Source organism: bacterium (assembly GCA_030247525.1).
Lineage (GTDB): Bacteria > Electryoneota > JAOADG01 > JAOADG01 > JAOADG01 > JAOTSC01.
In genome coordinates, this window is record JAOTSC010000046.1 from 1 (window position 1) to 21,865 (window position 21,865).

General features: G+C 49.4%; 17 protein-coding genes. 8 read left to right on the top strand and 9 right to left on the bottom strand.

Annotated features, from left to right (window positions below; translation table 11 throughout):
- Both OEM52_06280 and OEM52_06285 read right to left on the bottom strand, forming a co-directional pair.
- Positions 1 to 323: hypothetical protein (locus OEM52_06280; GenBank protein ID MDK9699730.1), on the bottom strand; the 323-nt coding region annotated here is incomplete at its 3' end.
- Between the two features lie 291 nt (positions 324 to 614).
- On the bottom strand, positions 615 to 2,120 hold the full coding sequence (locus OEM52_06285) for a nucleoside kinase (protein MDK9699731.1): 1,506 nt from the start codon (positions 2,118 to 2,120) through the stop codon (positions 615 to 617).
- 133 nt (positions 2,121 to 2,253) lie between these two features.
- Between OEM52_06285 and OEM52_06290 the strand changes: the two genes are divergently transcribed.
- Positions 2,254 to 3,762: a carboxypeptidase M32 gene (locus OEM52_06290; GenBank protein ID MDK9699732.1), complete on the top strand. Its 1,509-nt coding sequence runs from the start codon at positions 2,254 to 2,256 to the stop codon at positions 3,760 to 3,762.
- 111 nt (positions 3,763 to 3,873) lie between these two features.
- Here the strand turns inward: OEM52_06290 and ggt are convergent, their stop codons facing one another.
- Positions 3,874 to 5,610 (bottom strand): gamma-glutamyltransferase, encoded by a 1,737-nt coding sequence (gene ggt / locus OEM52_06295; protein ID MDK9699733.1) that lies wholly within the window; start codon positions 5,608 to 5,610, stop codon positions 3,874 to 3,876.
- Here ggt and pgsW point away from each other — a divergent pair.
- From pgsW to OEM52_06310, 3 genes are all read left to right on the top strand, one after another.
- Positions 5,590 to 6,570, top strand: coding sequence for a poly-gamma-glutamate system protein (gene pgsW, locus OEM52_06300; protein ID MDK9699734.1), 981 nt, complete (start codon positions 5,590 to 5,592; stop codon positions 6,568 to 6,570). The two genes, ggt and pgsW, sit on opposite strands and share 21 nt — an antisense overlap.
- Positions 6,571 to 6,741: 171 nt before the next feature.
- Positions 6,742 to 8,139 carry an alkaline phosphatase gene (locus OEM52_06305; GenBank protein ID MDK9699735.1) on the top strand — a complete coding sequence of 466 codons (1,398 nt, stop codon included), beginning with the start codon at positions 6,742 to 6,744 and terminating at the stop codon, positions 8,137 to 8,139.
- Positions 8,140 to 8,352: 213 nt separating this feature from the next.
- Entirely contained in the window at positions 8,353 to 10,419 is a 2,067-nt protein-coding gene (locus OEM52_06310) for an aminopeptidase (protein ID MDK9699736.1), read from the top strand.
- 298 nt (positions 10,420 to 10,717) lie between these two features.
- Here the strand turns inward: OEM52_06310 and pruA are convergent, their stop codons facing one another.
- The 3 genes from pruA to OEM52_06325 form a co-directional block, all read right to left on the bottom strand.
- On the bottom strand, positions 10,718 to 12,265 hold the full coding sequence (gene pruA / locus OEM52_06315; GenBank protein MDK9699737.1) for an L-glutamate gamma-semialdehyde dehydrogenase: 1,548 nt from the start codon (positions 12,263 to 12,265) through the stop codon (positions 10,718 to 10,720).
- Between the two features lie 306 nt (positions 12,266 to 12,571).
- Positions 12,572 to 12,823: a type II toxin-antitoxin system PemK/MazF family toxin gene (locus OEM52_06320; GenBank protein MDK9699738.1), complete on the bottom strand. Its 252-nt coding sequence runs from the start codon at positions 12,821 to 12,823 to the stop codon at positions 12,572 to 12,574.
- Positions 12,813 to 13,085 (bottom strand): hypothetical protein, encoded by a 273-nt coding sequence (locus OEM52_06325; GenBank protein ID MDK9699739.1) that lies wholly within the window; start codon positions 13,083 to 13,085, stop codon positions 12,813 to 12,815. Before OEM52_06325 ends, OEM52_06320 begins: the two co-directional genes overlap by 11 nt.
- A gap of 176 nt (positions 13,086 to 13,261) precedes the next feature.
- Here OEM52_06325 and OEM52_06330 point away from each other — a divergent pair, with 176 nt between their 5' ends.
- The 4 genes from OEM52_06330 to lipA all read left to right on the top strand — a co-directional run bounded on the left by OEM52_06330 (position 13,262) and on the right by lipA (position 17,686).
- A complete protein-coding gene (locus OEM52_06330) occupies positions 13,262 to 13,411 on the top strand; it encodes a hypothetical protein (GenBank protein ID MDK9699740.1) in 150 nt (49 codons plus the stop codon).
- Between the two features lie 346 nt (positions 13,412 to 13,757).
- The gene (gene dxs, locus OEM52_06335; protein MDK9699741.1) at positions 13,758 to 15,758 is read left to right on the top strand and encodes a 1-deoxy-D-xylulose-5-phosphate synthase; all 2,001 of its coding nucleotides are present in this window, start codon (positions 13,758 to 13,760) and stop codon (positions 15,756 to 15,758) included.
- On the top strand, positions 15,739 to 16,722 hold the full coding sequence (locus OEM52_06340) for a 4-hydroxy-3-methylbut-2-enyl diphosphate reductase (GenBank protein ID MDK9699742.1): 984 nt from the start codon (positions 15,739 to 15,741) through the stop codon (positions 16,720 to 16,722). Before dxs ends, OEM52_06340 begins: the two co-directional genes overlap by 20 nt.
- A complete protein-coding gene (lipA, locus tag OEM52_06345) occupies positions 16,709 to 17,686 on the top strand; it encodes a lipoyl synthase (protein MDK9699743.1) in 978 nt (325 codons plus the stop codon). Before OEM52_06340 ends, lipA begins: the two co-directional genes overlap by 14 nt.
- 33 nt (positions 17,687 to 17,719) lie before the next feature.
- Here the strand turns inward: lipA and OEM52_06350 are convergent, their stop codons facing one another.
- From OEM52_06350 to OEM52_06360, 3 genes are all read right to left on the bottom strand, one after another.
- The gene (locus OEM52_06350; protein MDK9699744.1) at positions 17,720 to 19,273 is read right to left on the bottom strand and encodes a T9SS type A sorting domain-containing protein; all 1,554 of its coding nucleotides are present in this window, start codon (positions 19,271 to 19,273) and stop codon (positions 17,720 to 17,722) included.
- A gap of 81 nt (positions 19,274 to 19,354) precedes the next feature.
- Positions 19,355 to 20,032 (bottom strand): metal-dependent transcriptional regulator, encoded by a 678-nt coding sequence (locus OEM52_06355; protein MDK9699745.1) that lies wholly within the window; start codon positions 20,030 to 20,032, stop codon positions 19,355 to 19,357.
- 240 nt (positions 20,033 to 20,272) lie between these two features.
- The coding region (locus OEM52_06360; protein ID MDK9699746.1) for a ferrous iron transport protein B at positions 20,273 to 21,865 on the bottom strand (1,593 nt) is incomplete at its 5' end.

A 21,865-nucleotide genomic window follows, 5' to 3' on the forward strand; every position in this document is an offset into this window, starting at 1 on the left:
ATCTGACTGTCTTTAGCATTCTCCGGACTAAAATCTGGATTGATCGGTTTCTGGGCAAACACGTGAAACTGAAAGCCACTTTCGGCAGCGACTTTCTTTGCTGCTTCCATGCCGGCATTTCCTTCATCGCCACCCATTGGAACGATGTGGGCTTTGAACTGCTCGGCAAGCTCAGCAAAACCGGCAGCCTGTCCAATTAAAAGCGATTCCGCGGTCTGATATAAACGATTCCAGATTATTGCTAATGCTGCAATCATCAGAACACCAACGATGATGGACGTGATGATGATTAGCTTATAACTAATGCGAGTAGAGAGCAACATCGAACCCCCCCAAAGGTTTGTTGTTCATTAGAAAAGATGTCGTGAGTAGTGAGGAGACTTATATCAAAAAGAGTCAAAAATGCAACCAACGAAAAGAAATGACAACTTTAGCGTGATGCACTACATAGCAAAATACAAATCATGACTCGTTTGTACATGCAGCCGTGTGAAATAAAACTCAATGTTGTGTGACAGAAAACACATTGCTTGTCTTGCAAATTGGATCAAAACATCACGTATGATGATGTGATTAGCTGTTTTTTTGCAATTCTGTAAACGTTATTAACGTGTTTACACCTCCCAAACTCCGCCGCCAATAAATTCACGGATGACGCTATGTAAGGGAATCGCCCGATGGTCGATTGGGCGCACTAAATCCAGCAGCATCCGAATCCGCCCGGCATGTTCCGCAGCTACTCCTTTCACTTCGGCTAACGAGAGCAGCGTATGAACTCGATTTCGTAAGCAGGCGATTTCATACACCAGTGCCGAGTTAAACAAAAGGTCGGCGTTATCCTGAAACGGAAAAATCCAATGGTCTTCCCCTTTCCGAACACTATCCCAGCGACTTAACGTTGCCGTCGGCGAATGTCCGCGGGTGCGGTAATCGCGCACCATCCGCCGCAGCAGCCGGATGTCGGAAGTTGGTATCCGCGAATGGCGGTCGACGTTTAGATTCGTTAATGCCGAAACAAAAATGCGTGTGAGTTGTTGCGAATCGATTTCCGGCAATAGGTTGGGGTTTAGTCCATGGATTCCCTCGAGGATTAGCACCTCGTTGGCATGAAGTTGCACTGTTTTCCCGGTGCGTTTCGATGTACCGGAAATGAAATCGAATTTTGGTAATACAATCGATTCGCCCCGTAATAGTTTTGCAATATCCTTGCTAAGGGTTTCCCGATCGAGACATTCGAAATGTTCAAAATCGTAGTTACCGAATTCATCTTTCGGACAAATGTCGCGATCTTTGAAATAATCGTCCATCGGAATCGGCAGCGAATGAATCGCCATTGCCCGTAACTGGATCATGAGCCGTCGCGAGAACGTCGTTTTCCCCGATGAGGAGGGACCGGCAATCAATACAACCCGGCGATTCGGCAAGCCATTGGTAACTGCCCGGGCAATGTCGGTGAGATATTGCTCGTGCAAGGTCTCGGCAGTTAGAATTAAACCGATGGGGTCGTTCGCGATTTGGATATTCAATGTTCCTAAATCGTACACCCGGGTTTTCACACCCCAGTCGTTCGCTTGCACCAATGCTTGAAACAATTTCTCCGATGGCGCGAACGGAGTATAGCGGGCGAGGTTGTTACGGTCCGGCAGCCGGATAACGAATCCGTTTTTGTATTTCTCGATGGCGAAACCGGAGACTCCGGCGATTTCACACACCGGCTCATCAGGCAGCCATACCAACGTTCCGGCAAGACTCCAGAACCGAACAGAATCAGTGCTATTCTGTTCCAACAATCGTGCGGTACCAGGCCATTCCTGTTCCTGAAGCAATTTCATCGCGGCTGCAAACGGAAGGGTCACCGATTCGATGGACTCCCCCGATTCGACAATACGCTTCATTTCGCTTGCTAAACGGTCGAGGTCCAAGTCACCACGCTCAACGCTGTTGAGTTCGGTGATAAGCCCGGTGCAGTACAATCCACCGGCAAACCGGTGATGAACGACGATGTCATGATGGGGTGCGATTCGTTGTGCTGCCGCCAGCATTACAACGGTTAGAGTATGTTCTTGCCGGTAGAATCGGTTGTAGGTCGATAACGTGTTTTCGGGGTAAATCATTTCCATTTGTTGTTCCAAGGGATAAAACAGGATTTTTAAGTTACGAAACCATTGGCTATATTTTCTACAACTTATATCCATTGCGCCACATTTTGTCACCGACGCTACGTATCATTTTTCTATCGAAACGGAGAAAACGATGCCATCAAAAGAATATTCCAAGTTAGTCGAGAAGTTTCAAGCCATCTTCGACGTTGCCAGTGCCAGTGGGATCCTTGGCTGGGATCAACAAGTCAATTTACCCGAGAAGGGGAACGAACAGCGCGCTCGCCAGTTAGAACGCCTTGCCGGGATACAACATCACATGACGGTCGATCCCGAGTTAAGCGACCTGTTTGCATTGATCGATGCGAAATCGGGCGACCTGACTTCTGACGAGTTACAGAATGTCAAGCAGTTGAAGCGCGGTTGGGAAATTTCGATGAAACTCCCACAGGAGTTGGTCGAGGAGATGACCCGCGAAAGTTCGCTCGCCCATGAGATATGGGTGAAAGCGCGGGCGGCAAAAGACTTTTCACTGTTTGCCCCGACGCTCGAGAAACTTATCGCCTTGAGCAAAAAGCAAGCGCAGATTCTCGCCAAACCGGGACAGTCGCTATATGATGTACTCATCGACACTAACTACGAACAAGGTGCGACTGAAGCGTATTACCGCACAATCCTTGGTGGCGTGAAAGAAAACGTCGTCGGGCTGCTAAAGCGGATCGTCGATTCCGGGAAAGCGGTCGATCAATCGTTCCTCACGAAGCAAGATTATAGCGAGAAAGTGCAGAAGCGATTAGGTACGGCGATTGTCACCGATCTCGGATTCGATTGGACGATGGGACGGCTCGATACCGCGGTGCATCCCTTCTGCAGCGGTTCGTTCGGCGATGTTCGCATCACCACGCGCTACCTAAAGAATTGGCCGACCGGTTCGTTGTTTGGCATTATACACGAAGCGGGACACGGGATGTATGAACAGGGTCTGCCGGAAAGCCAGTTTGGCTTACCACTCGGGAATGCTGTCAGCATGGCGGTACACGAGTCGCAATCGCGGTTCTGGGAAAACATCGTCTGCCGCAGTAAACCGTTCTGGCGCGGACAGTGGCGGCGGTTGCGCGACTTCTATCCGAGTCAGCTTGCCGATGTCAATTTCGAGCAGTGGTATGCCGCAATCAATAAAGTGGAACCGAGTTTGATTCGCGTCGAAGCCGATGAAGGCACTTACGATTTACATATTTTGATGCGATTTGAAATGGAAGCCGATCTCTTCGCAGGGCGGTTGTCGGTTTCGGATATCCCGAAGGCTTGGAACAAGAAAGTGTACGATTACCTCGGCATCGATGTGAAAAACGATGGTGAAGGGTGTTTGCAGGATGTCCACTGGTCATCGGCGCTGTTTGGATATTTCCCGAGTTACTCGCTGGGCAACATCATTGCCGGTCAACTTTGGGCAGCGATGCGGCGGGCGAATCCGAAAATCGAACAGGAAATCGAAGCGGGCAATTTCAAGAATGTACTCGGATGGTTGAGGGAAAACGTCCACCAACACGGACAACGGTATCTACGCGATGAATTGGTCGAACGGGCAACCGGGAAACCGCTCACTGCCGATGATTACGTTGCCTATCTTGAAACCAAGTTTGGCGAAATCTATAACGTGTAACACATTTATGGATAGGGACAGGCGTTTTCGCCTGTAAAAACGAGAGGGCGAACACAAGGTTCGCCCTCACTCATGTAACAGAACGGGCGGTTGCCTGTCGCCCCAACAATGCTATTCTGCGGCGGATGGGCTCCCGTCGCGGCGAGTGTCGCCGACGCCGACTTTACTGCCATCGGATTGAAAGAGAATCGCTTGCGCGCCGCCAAAGTAGTTGTCGCCCGGTTCCCGCGCCTTAAGTTTCCACCCTTTTTTCTCGATGGCTGCTATTGTCGCTGCCGGGAAGCGGGGTTCGTACTCGAAGTTCTTCCCATTCGGCATAAAGCGTGGGGCATCCATCGCTTGGTTAAGCGGCATCCCAAAATCGATTAAATCGACCAGTAGTTGTACCATCACTGCCGGAATCCGTGGACCACCCGGCGTTCCAGCAACCAAGAACGGTTTGCCATCCTTCAACACGATGAGAGGTGCCATCCAACTACTCGGACGTTTTCCCGGAGCAATCGAATTGCGTCGTCCCGGCCGCCAATCGTAATCAGCACAATGATTGTTTAATAGCACACCGGTAGCCGGATTGAATACTTTCGAGCCGAAGAAATAGTTTATCGATTGAGTAACCGATAACAGATTCCCCTCGTCGTCAGCAACCACCAAGTGCGTAGTATTACCATGACTGGTGGCGGTATCGTATGGCGCAGCGCGTTCCCGGGTCGAGTCTTGCGGAATTCGCGCCCACGCCGATTTAACGTAATTGTCGCCAAGAATGCTGTCAGTACGTACTGTCACGTAATCGGGATCGCCGCCCCAAACATACCCATCGGTCATTCCCTGCCGAATCGCTTCAGCAACGGTATGTAATAATTCCGGTGACTGCCAGCCCAACTTTTGAATATCGGTTTGTTCGAGCATCCGCATCGCTAACGCAACGGCAACACCACCCGCTGACGGCATTGGCAACGTGTAAATGTCATAGCCGCGATAACGAATATGAAGCGGTTTCCGTTCAATGGGTCGAAATTGTTCCATATCATCGAGTGATAATGCTCCTCCCGCTTTTTGTACGGTCGCAACGATACTCGACGAAAACGGTGGGGAGCTCAACGCGGCGAATGAATTCATTTTCGCTAACTCCCGATAGGTTTCCGCCAACGCTTTGAATTGAATTTTCCCGTGGGGAACTACTTTCAGGTCATCGTCACGAGAAAAGTACAATGAAGCAAGTGTTTCGTTCTCGGATAAGTCTTCATGTTCGAGAATCATCGTTTTTTGTTTGGCGCTGGTGGGATACCCGCTATCCGCTAAGACGATTGCCGGTTGTAACAAGTCGGTAACTGAACGGTTTGCATACTTCTCCCATACTCGTTGCCACCCTTTTGGAGCGCCGGGCACTAATACTGCGCTGCCGCCTGTCTGCAACCGGAGGCGGAATGTATCGGTCGGTTGATAGAAGGTGTCGGCTACCACCCCACGCGGGGCAGTCTCCCGATAATCGACCAAACCGACAGTTTTCGCTTTTGCATCGTAGTATAGAGCAAAGCCGCCGCCGCCTAATCCACTGGCATGAGGTTCGACAACGGACAATGCCGCCATCCCGGCAAGTCCCGCCGAAGCAGCATTACCGCCGCTTTTCAATATCTTGGCGGCAACTTGCGATGCCAATGGATGCGCTGTAACCGCTAATCCCTTGGTTGTTGTCAAGGGAACGGTCGGTACAAACGGTTTTTCGATTTTCGGTTTGGAGGGTTGCTTCTGCTCAATTACTTTTTTAGGTGCGCAACCGATCAACAGCAGTCCGACGATGAGTAGGACAGTTGTAAGTACAGAAATGAGATGAGTATTCAAAGTTTTCACAGGTTCCTCAGCTTGCTGATTGGACTCGTTTGGGCTACGCTCGCTTTGGCGCGCGAGCCGAACGTGTTGTATTCGCCGGAACAATTGCAATTGCGGATGAAAGCAGCGGCAGAGGAAATGTCCGATGCGTTAAGGCTTTCCCGTGCTGCTCATATTCGTCGGGTGGGCACTATCGATAGCGATATCGACCCGAACTATACCGGACTCATTGGACCCGACGATACGCCGATTGTGTCTACCCTGGGGCAACTATCCGCGAAACGAACCGCCTGCGTGCCTGATTTTGCCGCACTTATAACCCGCTGGTTGTATGAAGCAGGTGTACAGCCGGGCGACCGCATTGCGATAATCATGACCGGTAGTTTTCCCGGCTTTAATATAGCGTCGATTTGCGCAGCTCGTGCAATCGAAGCGGTACCGGTCGTCCAACTTTCCCTGGGCGCATCAGAGTGGGGAATGACCGAACCGAATTTCACAATGCTCGATTTATACGAGGAATTACGGCAAAAGATTCACGGTTGGCCGGAGTTGGAATTGGTTACTTATGGCGGCGGGGGCGACCGGGCGTTGGGGATGTCGCCGGGGGGAAAAAAAGCGCTCGACCGGGCGATGCAGCGTAACTTCCAAAAGCCGCTGGTCACGAAGTCGCTACATGCACAGATTCAACAACGGATCGCCCTCCTCGACGAGGCTGGTCCCTATCGCGCTATTATTTTTATTGGTGGTAATATCGCTGCATTGGGCACGGAAGAAACCAAAGAGGTTGGCGCCGGATTACTGCCGCGCGACACGAAGCTCAATCACAAAAAGCAAAGTATGATGGGTGAGTACTTGCACCGGGGAACACCGGTGATCTACCTCCATTGGACGGAACATCTCGCCTACAAGTGGGATATTCCCTTCGATCCGGAACCGTTACCGGAACCGGGTTCGATCCGGAAGATTTACGCAATTCAATAAACAGCTAAACAAAGCGATGTATACCGCGAAAGACTGGTTTTCACCTTCTTTACAGACATTCGCTCATGAATCTTTGCAATGTGAATAATCTCCTAACTGGATCACTGTAATTTGAAAACGATTTTATTGCTTTCTTAGAATTCGCATGTGAGCATATAGCAGGAATCATCCATGTCAATCTATCAGCATAAACAAATCTGCACGATAACGCTCAAACTAAGTTTATTATTAATCATTGCTTCTTCCACAGCATTCGCGGCTAAGAATGTGATAGTTATGATCGCGGATGGTTGGGGCTTCAATACGGTGTTAGCGTCCAACTACTACAACGGCGTAACATCACAATCCTACCAGAAATTTCCTGTCACACTGGCAATGTCGCATTACTCAGCCGGTACGATGAAAAAGTTATATGCGGAAGAGGAACCACCAAATCAACAAGTGTATAACCCAAAACTTGTTTGGTCGGTTTGGGAATGGGTTATGAAACGGGCAACCGATTCCGCCGCGGCGGCAACGGCGATATCGACCGGAGTTAAAACTCGGAATCAGCGGTTAGGTGTCGATAGTGATGGACGTCGGATCGCAAATCTTGCCGAAAGAGCAAAGAAAACGGGAAAATCGATCGGCGTTGTCAGTTCGGTAGAGTTTAGCCATGCAACCCCGGCGGGATTTCTCATTCATAACACTCATCGCAAAAACTACCGGGAGATCGCCCAAGCGATGATCGATTCCAGCAACGCCGACGTGATTATCGGTTGCGGACATCCTCTATACGACGACAATGGCAATCCAATTCCGGAAGCGAATTTAACCGATAAGTCTTATGAATGGGTCGGCGGTAAAGAGCAGTGGTTAAACATCGTCAGCGGAAAAGCCGGCGGCACGTCTCCGTTTACTTTTGTTGAAACCGTAGCGCAGTTTCAAGAAATCGCACACGGTGAAGAAGTTCCCAAACGCTTGCTGGGAATTCCGCGAGTGCACGAAACACTGCAATGCCGTCGTACGCCGCATCCGAAGGGTAACGACACAGTTACCCAACCGTATTCACAACCGCGAAACCGTGACGTTCCGTCTTTAGCGTTGTTATCGGTCGCCTCACTTCAGACGCTGCGCCAAAATCGTAATGGTTTTTTCGTTATGATTGAAGGGGGGGCAATCGATTGGGCAGGGCATGACAATTGGCAAGCGCGGCTAATTGAAGAAATGGACGAGTTTAATGCGGCGGTCGATTCGGTCGTGCGATGGATCGAAACCAACAGCAGTTGGGATGAAACACTGCTCATTGTTACTGGGGATCACGAAACCGGTTATCTTTGGGGTCCCGGTTCCGGAGCAAATTCACAACCGATGTGGCAGCCGCTCATCGATAACGGCAAGGGAAAATTGCCGGGAATGTGGTTTTGCAGCGATTCACATGTGAATAGCGTTATCCCATTCTATGCAAAAGGGGCTGAGGCATTCCGATTTAACGAGTTAGCAAAATATACTGATCCAGTATGGGGTAAGTATCTCGATAATACCGATATTTTCCACGTCTGTAATACGCTGTTAGCAGAAACACGTTGACACCAGCCCATTCAATCAAATTCGATAGATCAATGGTTGCCAGCCAAACAATGCTCTATTGTAGCTCGCCGAATGTGACAAGCAATCGAAGAATCGACAACAATCTAAGCTCTCTTCAATAAACTGGGTGATTAACGCAAAGAAACACTATATTCAAAAAGTTACAATCCGAATTGCGATTACAATCATCTGTTTTACTAAAAGGAACAGCGCATGTTCGATCTTGAAGCGTACTACTCACCGGAAAATTCCAAAATCGATTACGCTTATCGTCAACTTAGTCAAGTTATCGAAGAGATTGCCCGCGAGACCAGCTCACCAGAAGCTTTCTCCGGCGACGACCACTATCGCGAGTACTTCCACACTCTTGCAGAGTATTTTACATCTCTGATCGCATTGGAACGGCAGGTTTCCGAGCTTTACTACCGCGAAACGTCTTTCGATGCGTTGTATCGAGCGAATCACGAGTTTTTTCGCGACCTCTTACCTTCCGAGTACACGAATAGCTACTGTAATCCTGCTTTTGCAGTCGATCGGTTCGGAATGGAAATCGGGCGGCTTCTCGCAACTTTCTCTTCGGAATGCCGACGATTGATTTTCAGTGCGCACCACCACGAACGCTTCGTAATGTACGAGTACCTCGAAGCATTTTGCGAGGGATATCGAACCTACTGCGAGGGAAAACGAAGCGATTCGGAACTTCGCGCTCCCTTCACGAAACCTGCGAGAACATTATCGGTAGAGAAATCACGAATTAGCGTCCGGAAACGGTTTGATCCAACTTACAAGTTGTTTCACTCGATCGTCGAAGAGTGTTGCAGTTCCGATAAGAGCTACCTGTTTCGCTACGGCGTTTACATCTCCGATAATGAAATTCGTACCGCTGAGTTTATTGATCAACTTCCACAATCGAGAATCGTCGAATTGGCAAAACTGATAGCAAATGCCTATCAAACCGGTTTTGCAATCGACAACAAAAATCTCAGCGACAAATCAACAGTATGTTTATCATATCCAATTGGTTACGAACGTATCGTACAACAAATTGCGATTGAATTTGAAGCGCTACAGCTACAAATTGTGAATTTGAGTCCAACCGGCACCGTTATCAACCGACAATACTTGTATGACCACCGATTTTCAAACGCATTGGTGTTGGATCGCGCTTATGCCGAAAAAGCGCTTGCATGCACTTCAACTGCATACGAGCTTGAGAAAGCTAATTTGTCTGCATATTCCGGCATTGTTTTAATCGAAACTTTCGGTGAACCGACGTTTCAACCTGTCGAGCAACCGGCATCGTTACGGTATTCCGAAGAACAACAAGAAATATATCAAGACCTTACCAGTCGGCGGTCGCAGCTATACTATACTTATATACCCGCCAGTGAAACCAGTTTTGCCATGATCGCATTCCCCTCACCCGAAATCGGCGAACGGTACGAAGAGATGTTTAACGACATTTACGCGGTTAATACGTTAGAATCGGACAAATATCTGCAATTGCAGGAAAAGTTAATCACGATTCTCGATCAAGCTGTTTCGGTGGAAGTCAAAGGAACGAACGGAAACCGCACCGATATTACGGTGGCAATGCAGGAATTACACAACCCAAACTCAAACTCGAATTTTATCAACTGCGGCGCCGATGTGAATATTCCAGTCGGTGAGGTTTTTACATCCCCCCAACTTGCAGGCACCAATGGGGTGTTGCATATCGGACAGACCTATCTCAATAGTTTAGAGTACATCGATCTGCAATTGACGTTTCGCGACGGATACATTGTTACGTACGACTGCAATAACTTCAATGATCCAAACGCCAATCGTAAATACATCGAAGAAAATCTGCTATTCCCTCACCAGACGTTACCGTTGGGCGAATTCGCGATCGGTACAAATACTTTGGCATACACGATTGCCCATAAGTATTCGATTCTCCCTATTCTCCCTATTCTCATCATCGAAAAAATGGGTCCCCACTTTGCCATCGGCGATACTTGTTTTGTTCACGCGGAAGATGTCCCGGTCTATAATCCGCTTACCAAAAAAGAGATGGTAGCCCGCGACAACACCAAGTCGATTGGTCGCAAAACCGATAAAGCATCGGCATATACCAATCGGCATACCGATATCACCCTGCCTTACGAGAGCATCGGATTGCTCACAGCAGTTACGAGAGAGGGCAATCGAATCGATTTAATGCGTAATGGGCGATTTGTCTTACCCGGGTTGGAGGAGTTGAACGAACCATTGGATCGACTCACTCTCCACAAATAGACCTTCTCCCCGGAAATCCAACGGTTCGGGATGTCCGAGAAGGTTGTCTTGTAATTGAGAAAACTGGACATTTACAAAGTAAAACGAACACACGAACAACCGGTTGAACTGTATCCTGTTGTGTAACGCAGAGAATAACAGAGAGCACAAACATCGGTTATAGTTTGTCTGCTGGTACGAGGATTATCTTTGTTCTAATCTCACAAATTGTATCGAGCGTTGCTTTATAAAATGTCACCACATGTACAAAATGGGAACCGGTTACCCGATTCCCATTTTCTTTTAGATGTTCAGTGACTTAAAACCGTTCGGTTACGCTCTTGCCCTGCAGGAAGAGCTGGAGGTAATCCCTGCCGCCGGCTTTACTGTCGGTGCCGGATTGATTGAAGCCGCCGAATGGCTGTACACCAACGAGCGCGCCGGTGCATTTCCGATTGAGGTAGAGGTTGCCGCAATAGGCTTCACGCCGGACTTGTTCGATATGAGCGCGACGTTTGCCAAAGTATCCGCCGGTAAGACCGAAAATCGTATTGTTGAAGACCTTGAGACCTTCTTCGAACGACTTCACTTTGCAGACGGCGAGTACCGGTCCAAAGATTTCTTCTTGCATCAACCGAGCTTTCGGATCGACGTCGGCAATAATCGTCGGTGCGATAAACCAACCGGGAGAACCGGCTTTCTCGCCGCCTGCGACGCAACGCCCTTCCTTCTTACCGATTTCAATGTATTCGAGAATCTTCTCGTAGGCGCCTTTTTCGGACACCGGCCCATGCCAATTCGACAAGTCTTTTGTCGCGCCGGTCTTGAGGTTCTTGGTGCGGGCGACGACTTTCGCAAGTAATTCGTCGTACACTTTTTCGTGGACGATTAATCGCGAACAAGCGCTGCACTTCTGTCCTTGGAAACCGAATGCGGCGGTTACGATTTGCTCGGCGGCGAATTCGAGATCGGCGTCGTCGTCGACAAGAATCGCGTCTTTACCGCCCATTTCGAGGACAGTGCGTTTGAGCCATAGTTGACCGGGATGGACTTTCGATGCGCGTTGGAAAATCCGTTGTCCGATTTCCATCGAACCGGTGAAAGCGATGAACCGGGTTAACTTGTGATCGACAATGGTGTCACCAATCGCACCGCCGGGACCGGGGAGATAATTCACAACGCCTGCCGGGAGACCTGCTTCTTCGAGAATTTCCATGAAACGGTAGGCAATGACCGGGGTGATCGACGCCGGCTTGAGCAAGACTGTGTTGCCGGTGACGAGCGAAGCGGCGGTCATACCGACCATAATCGCACAGGGGAAATTCCACGGGGGAATAACCGCGCCGACGCCCAACGGAATGTAATAGAGATTGTTCTCTTCGCCGGCGAAATCGGTGACTGGTTGGCGTTCATTCAAACGCATCATCTCGCGGGCATAGAATTCGAGGAAATCGATCGCTTCGGCGGTATCGCCATCGGCTTCCATCCAGTTTTTGCCAATTTCGAGCACCATCGTGGCACTCATCTCATGTTTGCGACGGCGCATAATCGCGGCGGCGCGGAGCAGAATGCGGGCGCGGGCATCGGGATCGTAACTTTTCCACCACTCAAAAGTTTTGTTGGCGGACTTGATGGCGCGGAGTGCGAGTTCCTTGGTGCCTTTTCCGACGTAGCCGAGCACTTGATCGGGATTGGCCGGATTGGTCGATTTGATAGTGTCTTCGGTGAAGATGCGCTCGCCGCCGACGATGAGCGGGATTTTCTCGCCGACACGGGATTCGACGAGCTGGAGCGCTGCCTCGAATGCGGCTTTATTCGCGGGATCCGCGAAGTTGGTCATCGGTTCGTTTTTGAATGGGGGTAGCATGGGAGTTCCTTCTCTGATACCGTAGGATTTCACGAACTTAACTGCAGTTTTCTACTGCGAAAGTATGGTAATTTACGACAAGAGGGACTATGTTCCCAAATTCACGAACTTTGGGGGGGGTGGCAACTTATTGGATTGGAACACTACCGTTTGTTGCCTCCATTCTACGCGTTAAATTCTCGGCGAGAAATGTGACATCCTGTCATACATCGGTTGCACCTACTATCAACTTCAGTGTTTCACCAATATCAAAGACTAACTCGTCGCTTATCGACCCCAGTTTCTTTATAATGCGGTGTTTGTCGATCATGCGAGTTTGGAAGCAGACAACGAGACTATCTTTAACCAAACCACCTTCTCCAGCAGGGATGAAAACCAAACCCAATTCTGATTGTTTGATATGGGTGCATCGGTGATCGGGCAGACAATCACCCCATGCAACTTTGAGTTTAGCACGCTTGGCGACACAACAACACACGGACGGCTCTTACCCGATTGTTCGCTGCCGACAATCGGTTCCAAGTTAACCACAACCACATCGCCCCGTTCACACCTCATCGTCGTTCATTCCATCTAACTCGGTAGCACTCCACTCTTCTCCCACCGTGTTTATCAGTTTCGCGTGTTTTTTGGCGGTCATTGCTAATTGGGCAAGTTTTTCTGAACGCTCTTCGGCAGCGATTGCCCGGGCAAGCGCTTGGCGGCTAAATTCCGTCATCGACACCCCGTTTCGTTTCGCTAATCGTCGCAAACTTTTCCGTAGCGCAGGCGTTACGGGAATATTGATGCGAGCGGATTTTGCTCCGATTGTGGAATCCATGATTCCTCCTATGACATAATCATGTCATAAATTATTCCCGTTTTTTCGATCATGCAATGCTTTTTAACTCACAAATTCTACTCTTCAAAAACGTACACATCCTCAAATCGCTGAGATTGCATTAAAATTGGCTGTATACTCACAATTGGGTGAATTATGGATAGGGGGAAATCGCGATGAACAGGCATTCACGATTGGAAGCGCTTTTCCTGATGGTTTTCATCGGGCAATTCCTCCTTGCACCCGGTTGCAAGAAGACGACGACCAGCAAGGACGATGGAAACTCGAACGGTCGCTCGCTTGGTTACAGCGACATTGTCGGGTAACTGTCCGGTGAGACTATAATGTCGAACTCTACACTGCATGGGTAGCAATCGCTTTCATTGTCTTCTCATGAGACAATTATGAGATACTTGCTTCTCAAATTCTAACTTAGAATTCGGATTACAACGGCTTCAGTGCGTATCTTACAGGTTGAATTCACCCCTCCTCGAGGTGTTGGGTGAAAGGTGTAGGGTGTAGAGTTTAAGGGGGAACACAAGGTTCGCCCGTACTAACAACAAATTTGCACCGGCGGGGACGCCTGTACCACCAAAGCGGATTGCAACTTGCTAAACAAATCTTGCGTATAATATTAGATAGCCAAATGAAGAAAGCGAGTCCGGAGCAGCATTGGACGGTTTGAAGTATAGTCATATCACCACCCCGGAGGCGCTCCGCAAACTGAGCGTTGCCGAACTGCACGAGTTCGCTGCCGAGCTGCGCGCCGAACTAATCGACACGATTACCCAAGTCGGCGGCCATCTCGCGCCATCGCTCGGCGTCGTCGAGTTGACCATCGCCTTGCACCGGGTCTTCAATACCCCACGCGATAAAATCGTCTGGGATGTCGGACATCAAGCCTACGTCCACAAAATGCTCACCGGACGGCGCGACCGGTTGCATACCATTCGTCAATTCGGCGGGTTAAGCGGCTTCCTGAAACGGAACGAATCCGAATACGACGTGTTCGGCGCCGGGCATGCCTCCACTTCGATTTCCGCCGCCTTTGGTATCGCCTGCGCCCGCGATTTAGCAAATGAAGACTACAAAGTCATCGCAGTCATCGGCGACGGCGCAATGACCGGCGGCCTTGCCTACGAAGCATTGAACAATGCTGGCATCAGTGGCAAAAACATGCTGGTGATTTTGAACGACAATAATATGTCGATCAGCCCCAATGTCGGCGCCATCTCAAATTACTTGGTCGACATTCTCACCAATCGCCGCTACCGCAGGCTCCGCGACGAAATTTGGGATTTCACGAACAAACTGCCGGTCGGCCGTGACATTGTCCGTCACATAGGCAAAAAAGTCGAAGACGGGATGATCGCGCTCGCCACCAAAGGGATGTTGTTCGAAGACCTTGGTTTTCAATATGTCGGGCCGGTCAATGGCAACGATTTAGAAAAATTGCTCAGCACCCTCGAAAGTGTTAGCGTATTCAATGGGCCGGTTCTACTTCATATCCAGACCCAAAAAGGGAAAGGGTGGGATAAAGCGGAAGCCGACCCGGTAAAGTATCATGGCGTGAAAGCAGGGACTCCATCACCAAACTCACAGTCTTATGCGACACCGCTGCAAGCGAAACCACCATCGACCGAAGCGCCGGACACGATTGAAACCGACGTGAAACCGAACGCAAAAGATGCACTCTCGTATATGGATGCCTTCGGCGCCATTATGATCGAACAAGCGGAAGCGAATCCGAAAGTACTTGCCATCACTGCGGCAATGAGCGAAGGTACCGGACTCACCCAATTCGCTGAGAAATTCCCGCGGCAATTTTTTGATGTCGGGATTGCCGAAGCGCACGGCGTCTGCTTTGCGGCTGGATTAGCGACACAGGGCTACCGGCCGGTGTGCGCGATCTATTCGACGTTTTTACAGCGCGCGTTCGATCAAATTGTTCACGATGTCGCAACCCAACACCTACCGGTAATCTTCTGTCTCGACCGCGCCGGCTTGGTTGGAGAAGACGGCCCGACACACCACGGCACGTTGGATTTGAGTTACCTATCCTTGATTCAGGAGATGATTGTCGCTTGTCCCAAGGACGGCGACGAGTTGCGCGACCTCTTGACTACGGCGCTCTACGAAGCTGAGCGGCCGTTTGCGATTCGCTATCCGAAAGAATCATCAGTGGTGTTCACACTTGGCAAAGCTGGAAAAGTACTACCCATCGGCTCGTGGGAAGAGCATTTTCAGGGCAGCGAGCTAACGGTTCTGGCAACCGGTTCCATGTACGTCCGTGCCGAACAAACGGTGACGAAGTTGCGTAGCGAAGGGCATTCCATTGGATTAGTCAATGCGCGGTTTGTGAAACCAGTCGATGCCAATCTCCTCGTCGAGCTTTCCCTACGCACCAAACGCATTGTGACCATCGAAGAAAATGTCCCGGCGGGTGGATTGATTACCCACGTCCGGAATGCCTTGGCGGAATTGTCGTGTGCGCCGACTGTAACCGCATTCACGCTGCCCGACCGCTTTATCGAGCATGGCAAACGCGAAGAGCTGCTCGATCTGGTTGGACTTTCGGCGCGGGAAATCGAACGGAGATTGCGTTCCCTACTACTGGAAATCCCCCGCAAACCGGTTGAAATCGTTCCGACAATTGCCGAGCAACATACGTAATACTTTTCTACTGAACACGTTGCCGGTCGATATCGCAATCCCGGCGTTTATTGTTGAGGGGGAAGGAACTTCGTTGTCAGAAAATGGGAAAATTCAGATCGTCATCGACGACCGCGCCGGCTTCTGTGGCGGGGTAAAACGGGTTGTCCGGCTTGCCGAGCAATCGCTTGCCAAAGGGGAAAAAATCCGCTCACTGGGCGATTTGATACATAACGATCCCGAAATCAACCGACTCAAAAAACAAGGTCTCGAAATCGTCGACCATTCGTTTATCGAAGCCCCGGAAAACGGCTCGGTGTTATTAATCAGGGCGCATGGCGAACCCCCCTCGACCTTTACCAACGCGTTGGAACAAAATATTACCTTGATCGATGGCACTTGCCCGGTAGTAACAAAATCGCAGAAAATTGCTCGGGAAGCTTATCAACGCGGTGAGCAGGTCATCATCGTCGGCAAGAAGTATCACGCCGAGGTAAAAGGGATTATCGGACATTGCGACGGGAAAGCGCAGGCGATTATGCATGAGGAAGACCTCGAGCAAATCGTTCTGGACCGCAATCTTCCCGTATTTGTGCTTGCCCAAACGACGATTTCTCCGGAAGAATTTCACGCCGGCGTCGAATGGATTCGGCAACGTGGTTATCAAGTGAAGATTCACGATACATTGTGCCGATTTGTTACCGGTCGCGACAAAGACCTCACGAACTTCGCCGCGACGTGCGATGTGATTTTAATTGTCGGCGGACATAAATCGTCGAACACAAAATATCTCCATTCCGTCTGTCATGAGATTAATCCGCGCAGTTATCAGATCGAAGATGAGACCGAAATCGATTTCGATTGGTTTCAAGACGTGAAAAGCATTGGCGTCACCGGCAGCGCCAGCACTCCACCGTGGATGCTGGAACGGATTCACGACGTATTGGAAGAAAAATTGAATGGCATTTGTAATGAAAACAACTGAAGAAAGAATCTCCGGTCCCACCCGGAAAATCCGCGAAATCGTCCAGCAGGAAGCGACCAACGACTCCAGCGAAGTAGTGCCGCTTGTAAAACGCCGTCCCGACTGGATTCGCGGTAAGTTACCGAGTCCGCATTTAACCGGACATACCCGCGACATCGTCCGTAGTCACGGTTTGAATACGGTCTGTGAAGAAGCGCACTGTCCGAACCTCGGCGAATGTTGGCAGAAAAAACATGCGACGATCATGATTCTCGGCGATGTTTGTACCCGGTCATGTGGATTCTGTGCGGTGAAAACCGGCAAGCCGAACGAACTCGATTGGGACGAACCACGTCGGGTCGGAATGGCGGTTGCCGATATGGGACTCAAACATGTCGTAATCACCTCGGTGAATCGCGATGAGTTGCTACTCGGCGGCGCAGACATTTTTGCCGCTACGATTACTGAAATCCGCAAGCTTGCTCCCAATACCCGGATCGAAGTGCTAACACCGGATTTCAAGGGGTATGAACCTGCCCTGAAAATTTGTTTCGACGCGAAACCCGATGTCTTCAACCACAATGTCGAAACGGTACCACATTTATATTACAAAGTGCGCCCCCAAGCGAAATACGAACGTTCGTTGGAAGTCCTCCGTGCAGGAAAAGAAGCGGGTCTAATCACAAAGTCCGGTGTAATGGTCGGATTAGGCGAAGAGTTCGATGAATTGGTTCAGGTAATGAAAGATTTGCGCGCGGTCGATTGCGATATGATTACGATTGGGCAATACCTCCAACCGACGAAAAATCATCTGCCCGTTGTCCGGTTTATGCACCCCGATGAATTCAAGGAATTAGAGCGGATTGGTTACGAAATTGGGTTTGGCAGCGTCGCGAGTGGCCCGATGGTACGTTCGAGTTACAATGCCGAGGAATTTTTCGAGCGATCAAAGGTGAAGGTTTTGCTCGAACAACACCGCCATTAAATAAGTAAATGGGGCTCATTTGAGCCCCATTCTTTATTTGATGAGGTGGATTTCCTGCAGGGAAACACCATTACTTGTTTTCATTCTTACAAAGTAAGTCCCACTTGCAACAGCATCCGCCCGCCAATGATAAGAACCATCACCTCCTGGCAAATATCCTTTGCGCAATTCCGTGACGACTCTTCCCGTTACATCGTATACTGCAATCGTTGCATCGCCCGCTTGTGGGAGCGAGTAGCGAATTGTCGTCGATGAGTTGAATGGGTTGGGGTAAGCAAGTGTTATCCGCGGAGATGTGGGTAGAGTATTTTCACTTGGATACTCCTGGGTGCTGGATTCAGGGAAGACTGGAGCTGTACGGAAGGGAAACGGATTCACAAAGTCGGGAAGGTTCATTCCCAGTCCTGCGAGATTCATCACATGATGAGGCCCGGTGGGATCGTCCCAGTAGCAGTTGGGAACGTTGGCGGTATCGAGGCGGGTCTCGCCATCTGGAACCGTTTCAAATTGCGCGTTATCGATAAAGTCCGTGTTTTGAACGAAGATGTTTGTATTAAAACCACGATTAGAGAAGAGTGGTGATTGGTTCCCGCGAAAGATACTTTGGAATATTTGACAGTTACTTACCCGGAACAAAACAGACGAGCCGCTGTTGTTACGGAACTCACAGTCGAAAAATTGAAGCCGGGAAGTTCCGTAAAAATATCCCATACTGTTTCCGATAGAATTTGAAAACCGACAATTCCGGAATTGAACGGGAGGATTTATTGTATTCGAGAATACGATAGGATCCTGATTCGTGACATTGATCGAGTCGAATATGCAGTTCGAGATTTCACTACGTGTGCAGTTAGGCATAACTGACACAACCGTTAGACTACCCGAACCGATGAAATTAGTATTCTCTATCAAATAGTAGTTACGTAAATCAACGACACCACCCCGATTCCTAAAAAGACTATTTTGAATGATTGTTGTATCCCCACCGTGAATCATACGATTAGAGTTAGTCATGGAGTTTCTTCGATCAAAGAAGGAACTGTAAGTGATGCGTAGCGTCCCATTACAATATATCATAGGATTTAAACCGATTGTGTCGCGATAAAACACACACTTTTCAAACACACCTTCAGATTCTAATCCATTAATTCTGATAGTACCAGAACTGTAACTACGCGAGGAATCAAATACACCTTCGATCCGACAGTCAATCATAGAAATTCTCGAATTCGTAGATGTTAGCAGCAAGTTCGCGGAAGTCATTGTATCAGATTGAAAATGAATGCCGTAAAGTTTTAAACTCGTACTATCGACATGAATTAGCGTATCTCCAGTGCAGTGCCAAATTGTATTCTGCAGATCATTGGTATCTCTGGTGAATACGGAACGGGAGATGATTGACAACGGAAACGATACAGTGACATTCTCCCGGTAATCGCCCGGAAGCAACATCACAGTATCGTTGGCTAGCGATGCTTCCAACGCACTGGTGATGGTTGGATAGAGATCGGGTACTACCCGGATTGTTCCAAAAGCGGTTAGGGGTACTAACAAAAAGAGTAAAAGCAGGAAACATGCTGTTCGCATTGCACCTCTTAGTGTACAAACGATACTTTTACAGTATAGTATTTGTAGGTGCCTCACACAAGAAAATTTCTTCTTCGAGAATTAATTCCGGTTATTTGCCCTCCTGACCAATACGTGTTGTGCGATATCGTTGTCCAGTGCGAGGGTCGTTTGCTCGCAATCAAGGACAAGCGCCGGATGGATTTGACGAATTGTGAGCGTACTGCCAAGTGAGATCCCGAGTCGAATTAATTTCTCGGCGGCATCTTCATCGAGAATCGAATGGACGACATATTGATCGCTGCTTTTTACCCGGGTGAGGGGAAACCAGAACGGTTTGACTGCATGTTCCTTGGTAACGCAACATTCCCCCGGAGGAATTGGATGACCGTGGGGGCATTTCGTCGGGTGTCCCAACAATGTGCAAATCGAATCGGCGACATCGTCCGGCAACGAGTGATCCATTTGACAAGCCGGTCCCTCGGTCTTCTCATCGCGGTCGAGCGTTATTCCCAGAATATCGACCAACAACCGTTCCGCTAACCGGTGGCGGCGGATAAATGTTTTATACTGCTTCTCTCCATCGACTGTCCATCCGGCGATGTTCACGCCATCGAGCCGACAGCTCCATTGGATGATATTCTCCTGCACCAAATCGTTGAGCTGCTGCTGCTCGAATCCCTTCTCCAATAATTCCGGTAGCGTCGATTTTTCCTGCTCGAATAGCAGACCCAGCCGCTCAAACAAGTGAGTACTGTCATCGGGTTCTTTCCCGGACATAAACCGGCAGGTCTCGCCGCCGTGCAAACATCTGTAGATCTCTTTTGGCATGTTTTGCTTTCTTATCGGATAATTCAGTAGCCGCAGGCTTTAGCCTGCGAAAAAACATGTGTGATACAACCGTCTTTCTCCCAAATGGTAGCCGCAGGCTTTAGCCTGCGATTCTAAAATATGTGTATCGGCGTGGGCTAAAGCCCACGGCTACCAGAGTTCTAAACAAACAAAACAAAATGGAATTCATCATGCGAAAACGTGCAACGAGCGGAGGATAATGTTTAACACCGCCCCCACTGCAACGGCATATACCGAAATGAAGGTCGCCATTACGATCCCGGTTTTCATGCCCTGCTCTTTGATAATCGCAAAGAAGCTGGCAAGACACGGAATGAAGAGAATCATCACCGCAAGCGATACCGTTACCTGGGTCAAGTCAAGCAACCCTTGCTTTTCCAACATGAAGAGACCAGCAGCGCCATAATCGCGGCGGAGGAATCCGAGCAAAAACGCTTTCGCACTCTCAGCCGGCAAATCGAGCAAACCAGCTAATATCGGTTTCGTTGCATTTTCGATAATCGTTAGCAATCCAATCCGATCCACTACAAAGAGAATACCAGTACCGATCAGGAACAATGGCACTGCTTCCACCAAGAACCACTTCACCCGGAACAAAGTTTTAATCAAGAGATTTTTGATGCGCGGAGTACGAATCGGCGGAATCTCCATCAGGAAACTCGATACTTTGCCGGGGAGAATTTTATTTGCCGTCCAACCGACGATAACAAGCTGCATCACAACTGTCACGGCGATAATCGCTAAAACTAAGGGATTCAGCGCGGAACTCATACCGAGAATTACACCCAATTGCGCTGAACAGGGTACACCTAATCCCAATAGCAAGGTGGCAATTATCCGCTCTTTTTTCGTTTCGAGAGTACGGGTGGTGAAGGTCGCCATCGTGTCGCAACCGAGTCCCAACACCATTGGCAAGACCGCTCTGCCATTGAGTCCAATCCGTTTGAATAAGCGATTGGAGAGAATCGTCAACCGGGGGAGATAGCCGCTATCCTCAAGTATGCCAAAAGCAAGAAAGAAGAAGAAAATTACCGGTAATACAATCGCAATCGCATAGGTTAATCCGACCGTGATGAGGCCATATTGCCCGACGAACATATCAACAAAAAATGTTCCTACTGCACCATACTGCTTGAGTGGCGCGAGTAAATTGATTATGAAAGGATTGATGTAGCCGACGACTTCCCCGGTCTCGGCATCGATGCCGCCAAAGATGCCGTTTTCGATCAAATCGACTAAATCGCCCGCCGCCCATACCCCGACCAATTCATACATCAGATAAAGCACAAGCAGTAAAAACGGCAACCCCCAAAGCGGGTGCATCATCCAGTTGCCCAAACGCTCGCGCCACACCGGCACCGTTCGCTGCGGCGTAACAATGTAGCTGCCGAACCGCTCCTCGATGTTTTGTTTTCGGGTGCGCGACACTAAAAATGAGAGCGGCTCGAAGAATCGTTCTTTTGTTTTCGCGATGTTCGCATTAACGGTCGCATGCAATTGTTCCGGTACGGCTTGGTTGTGGTGCAACGCCGCGATAATCGTTTTATCGCCGGATAACACCGACAACGCCGCTCCCCGCGGGGCACACCCGTTGTTTGGTAATGCTGCTGCCAGCTCCTTGACCGCTTCTTCAACCACCGGGTGAAATTCGGGGTGGAAATGGGGACGAACAAATTTGGTAAGATGCTGTTTCAGTTCGTGTATCCCGACCCGCATCGTCGCAATCGCAGTTATTACGGGAACGCCTAACGCTTTCGATAA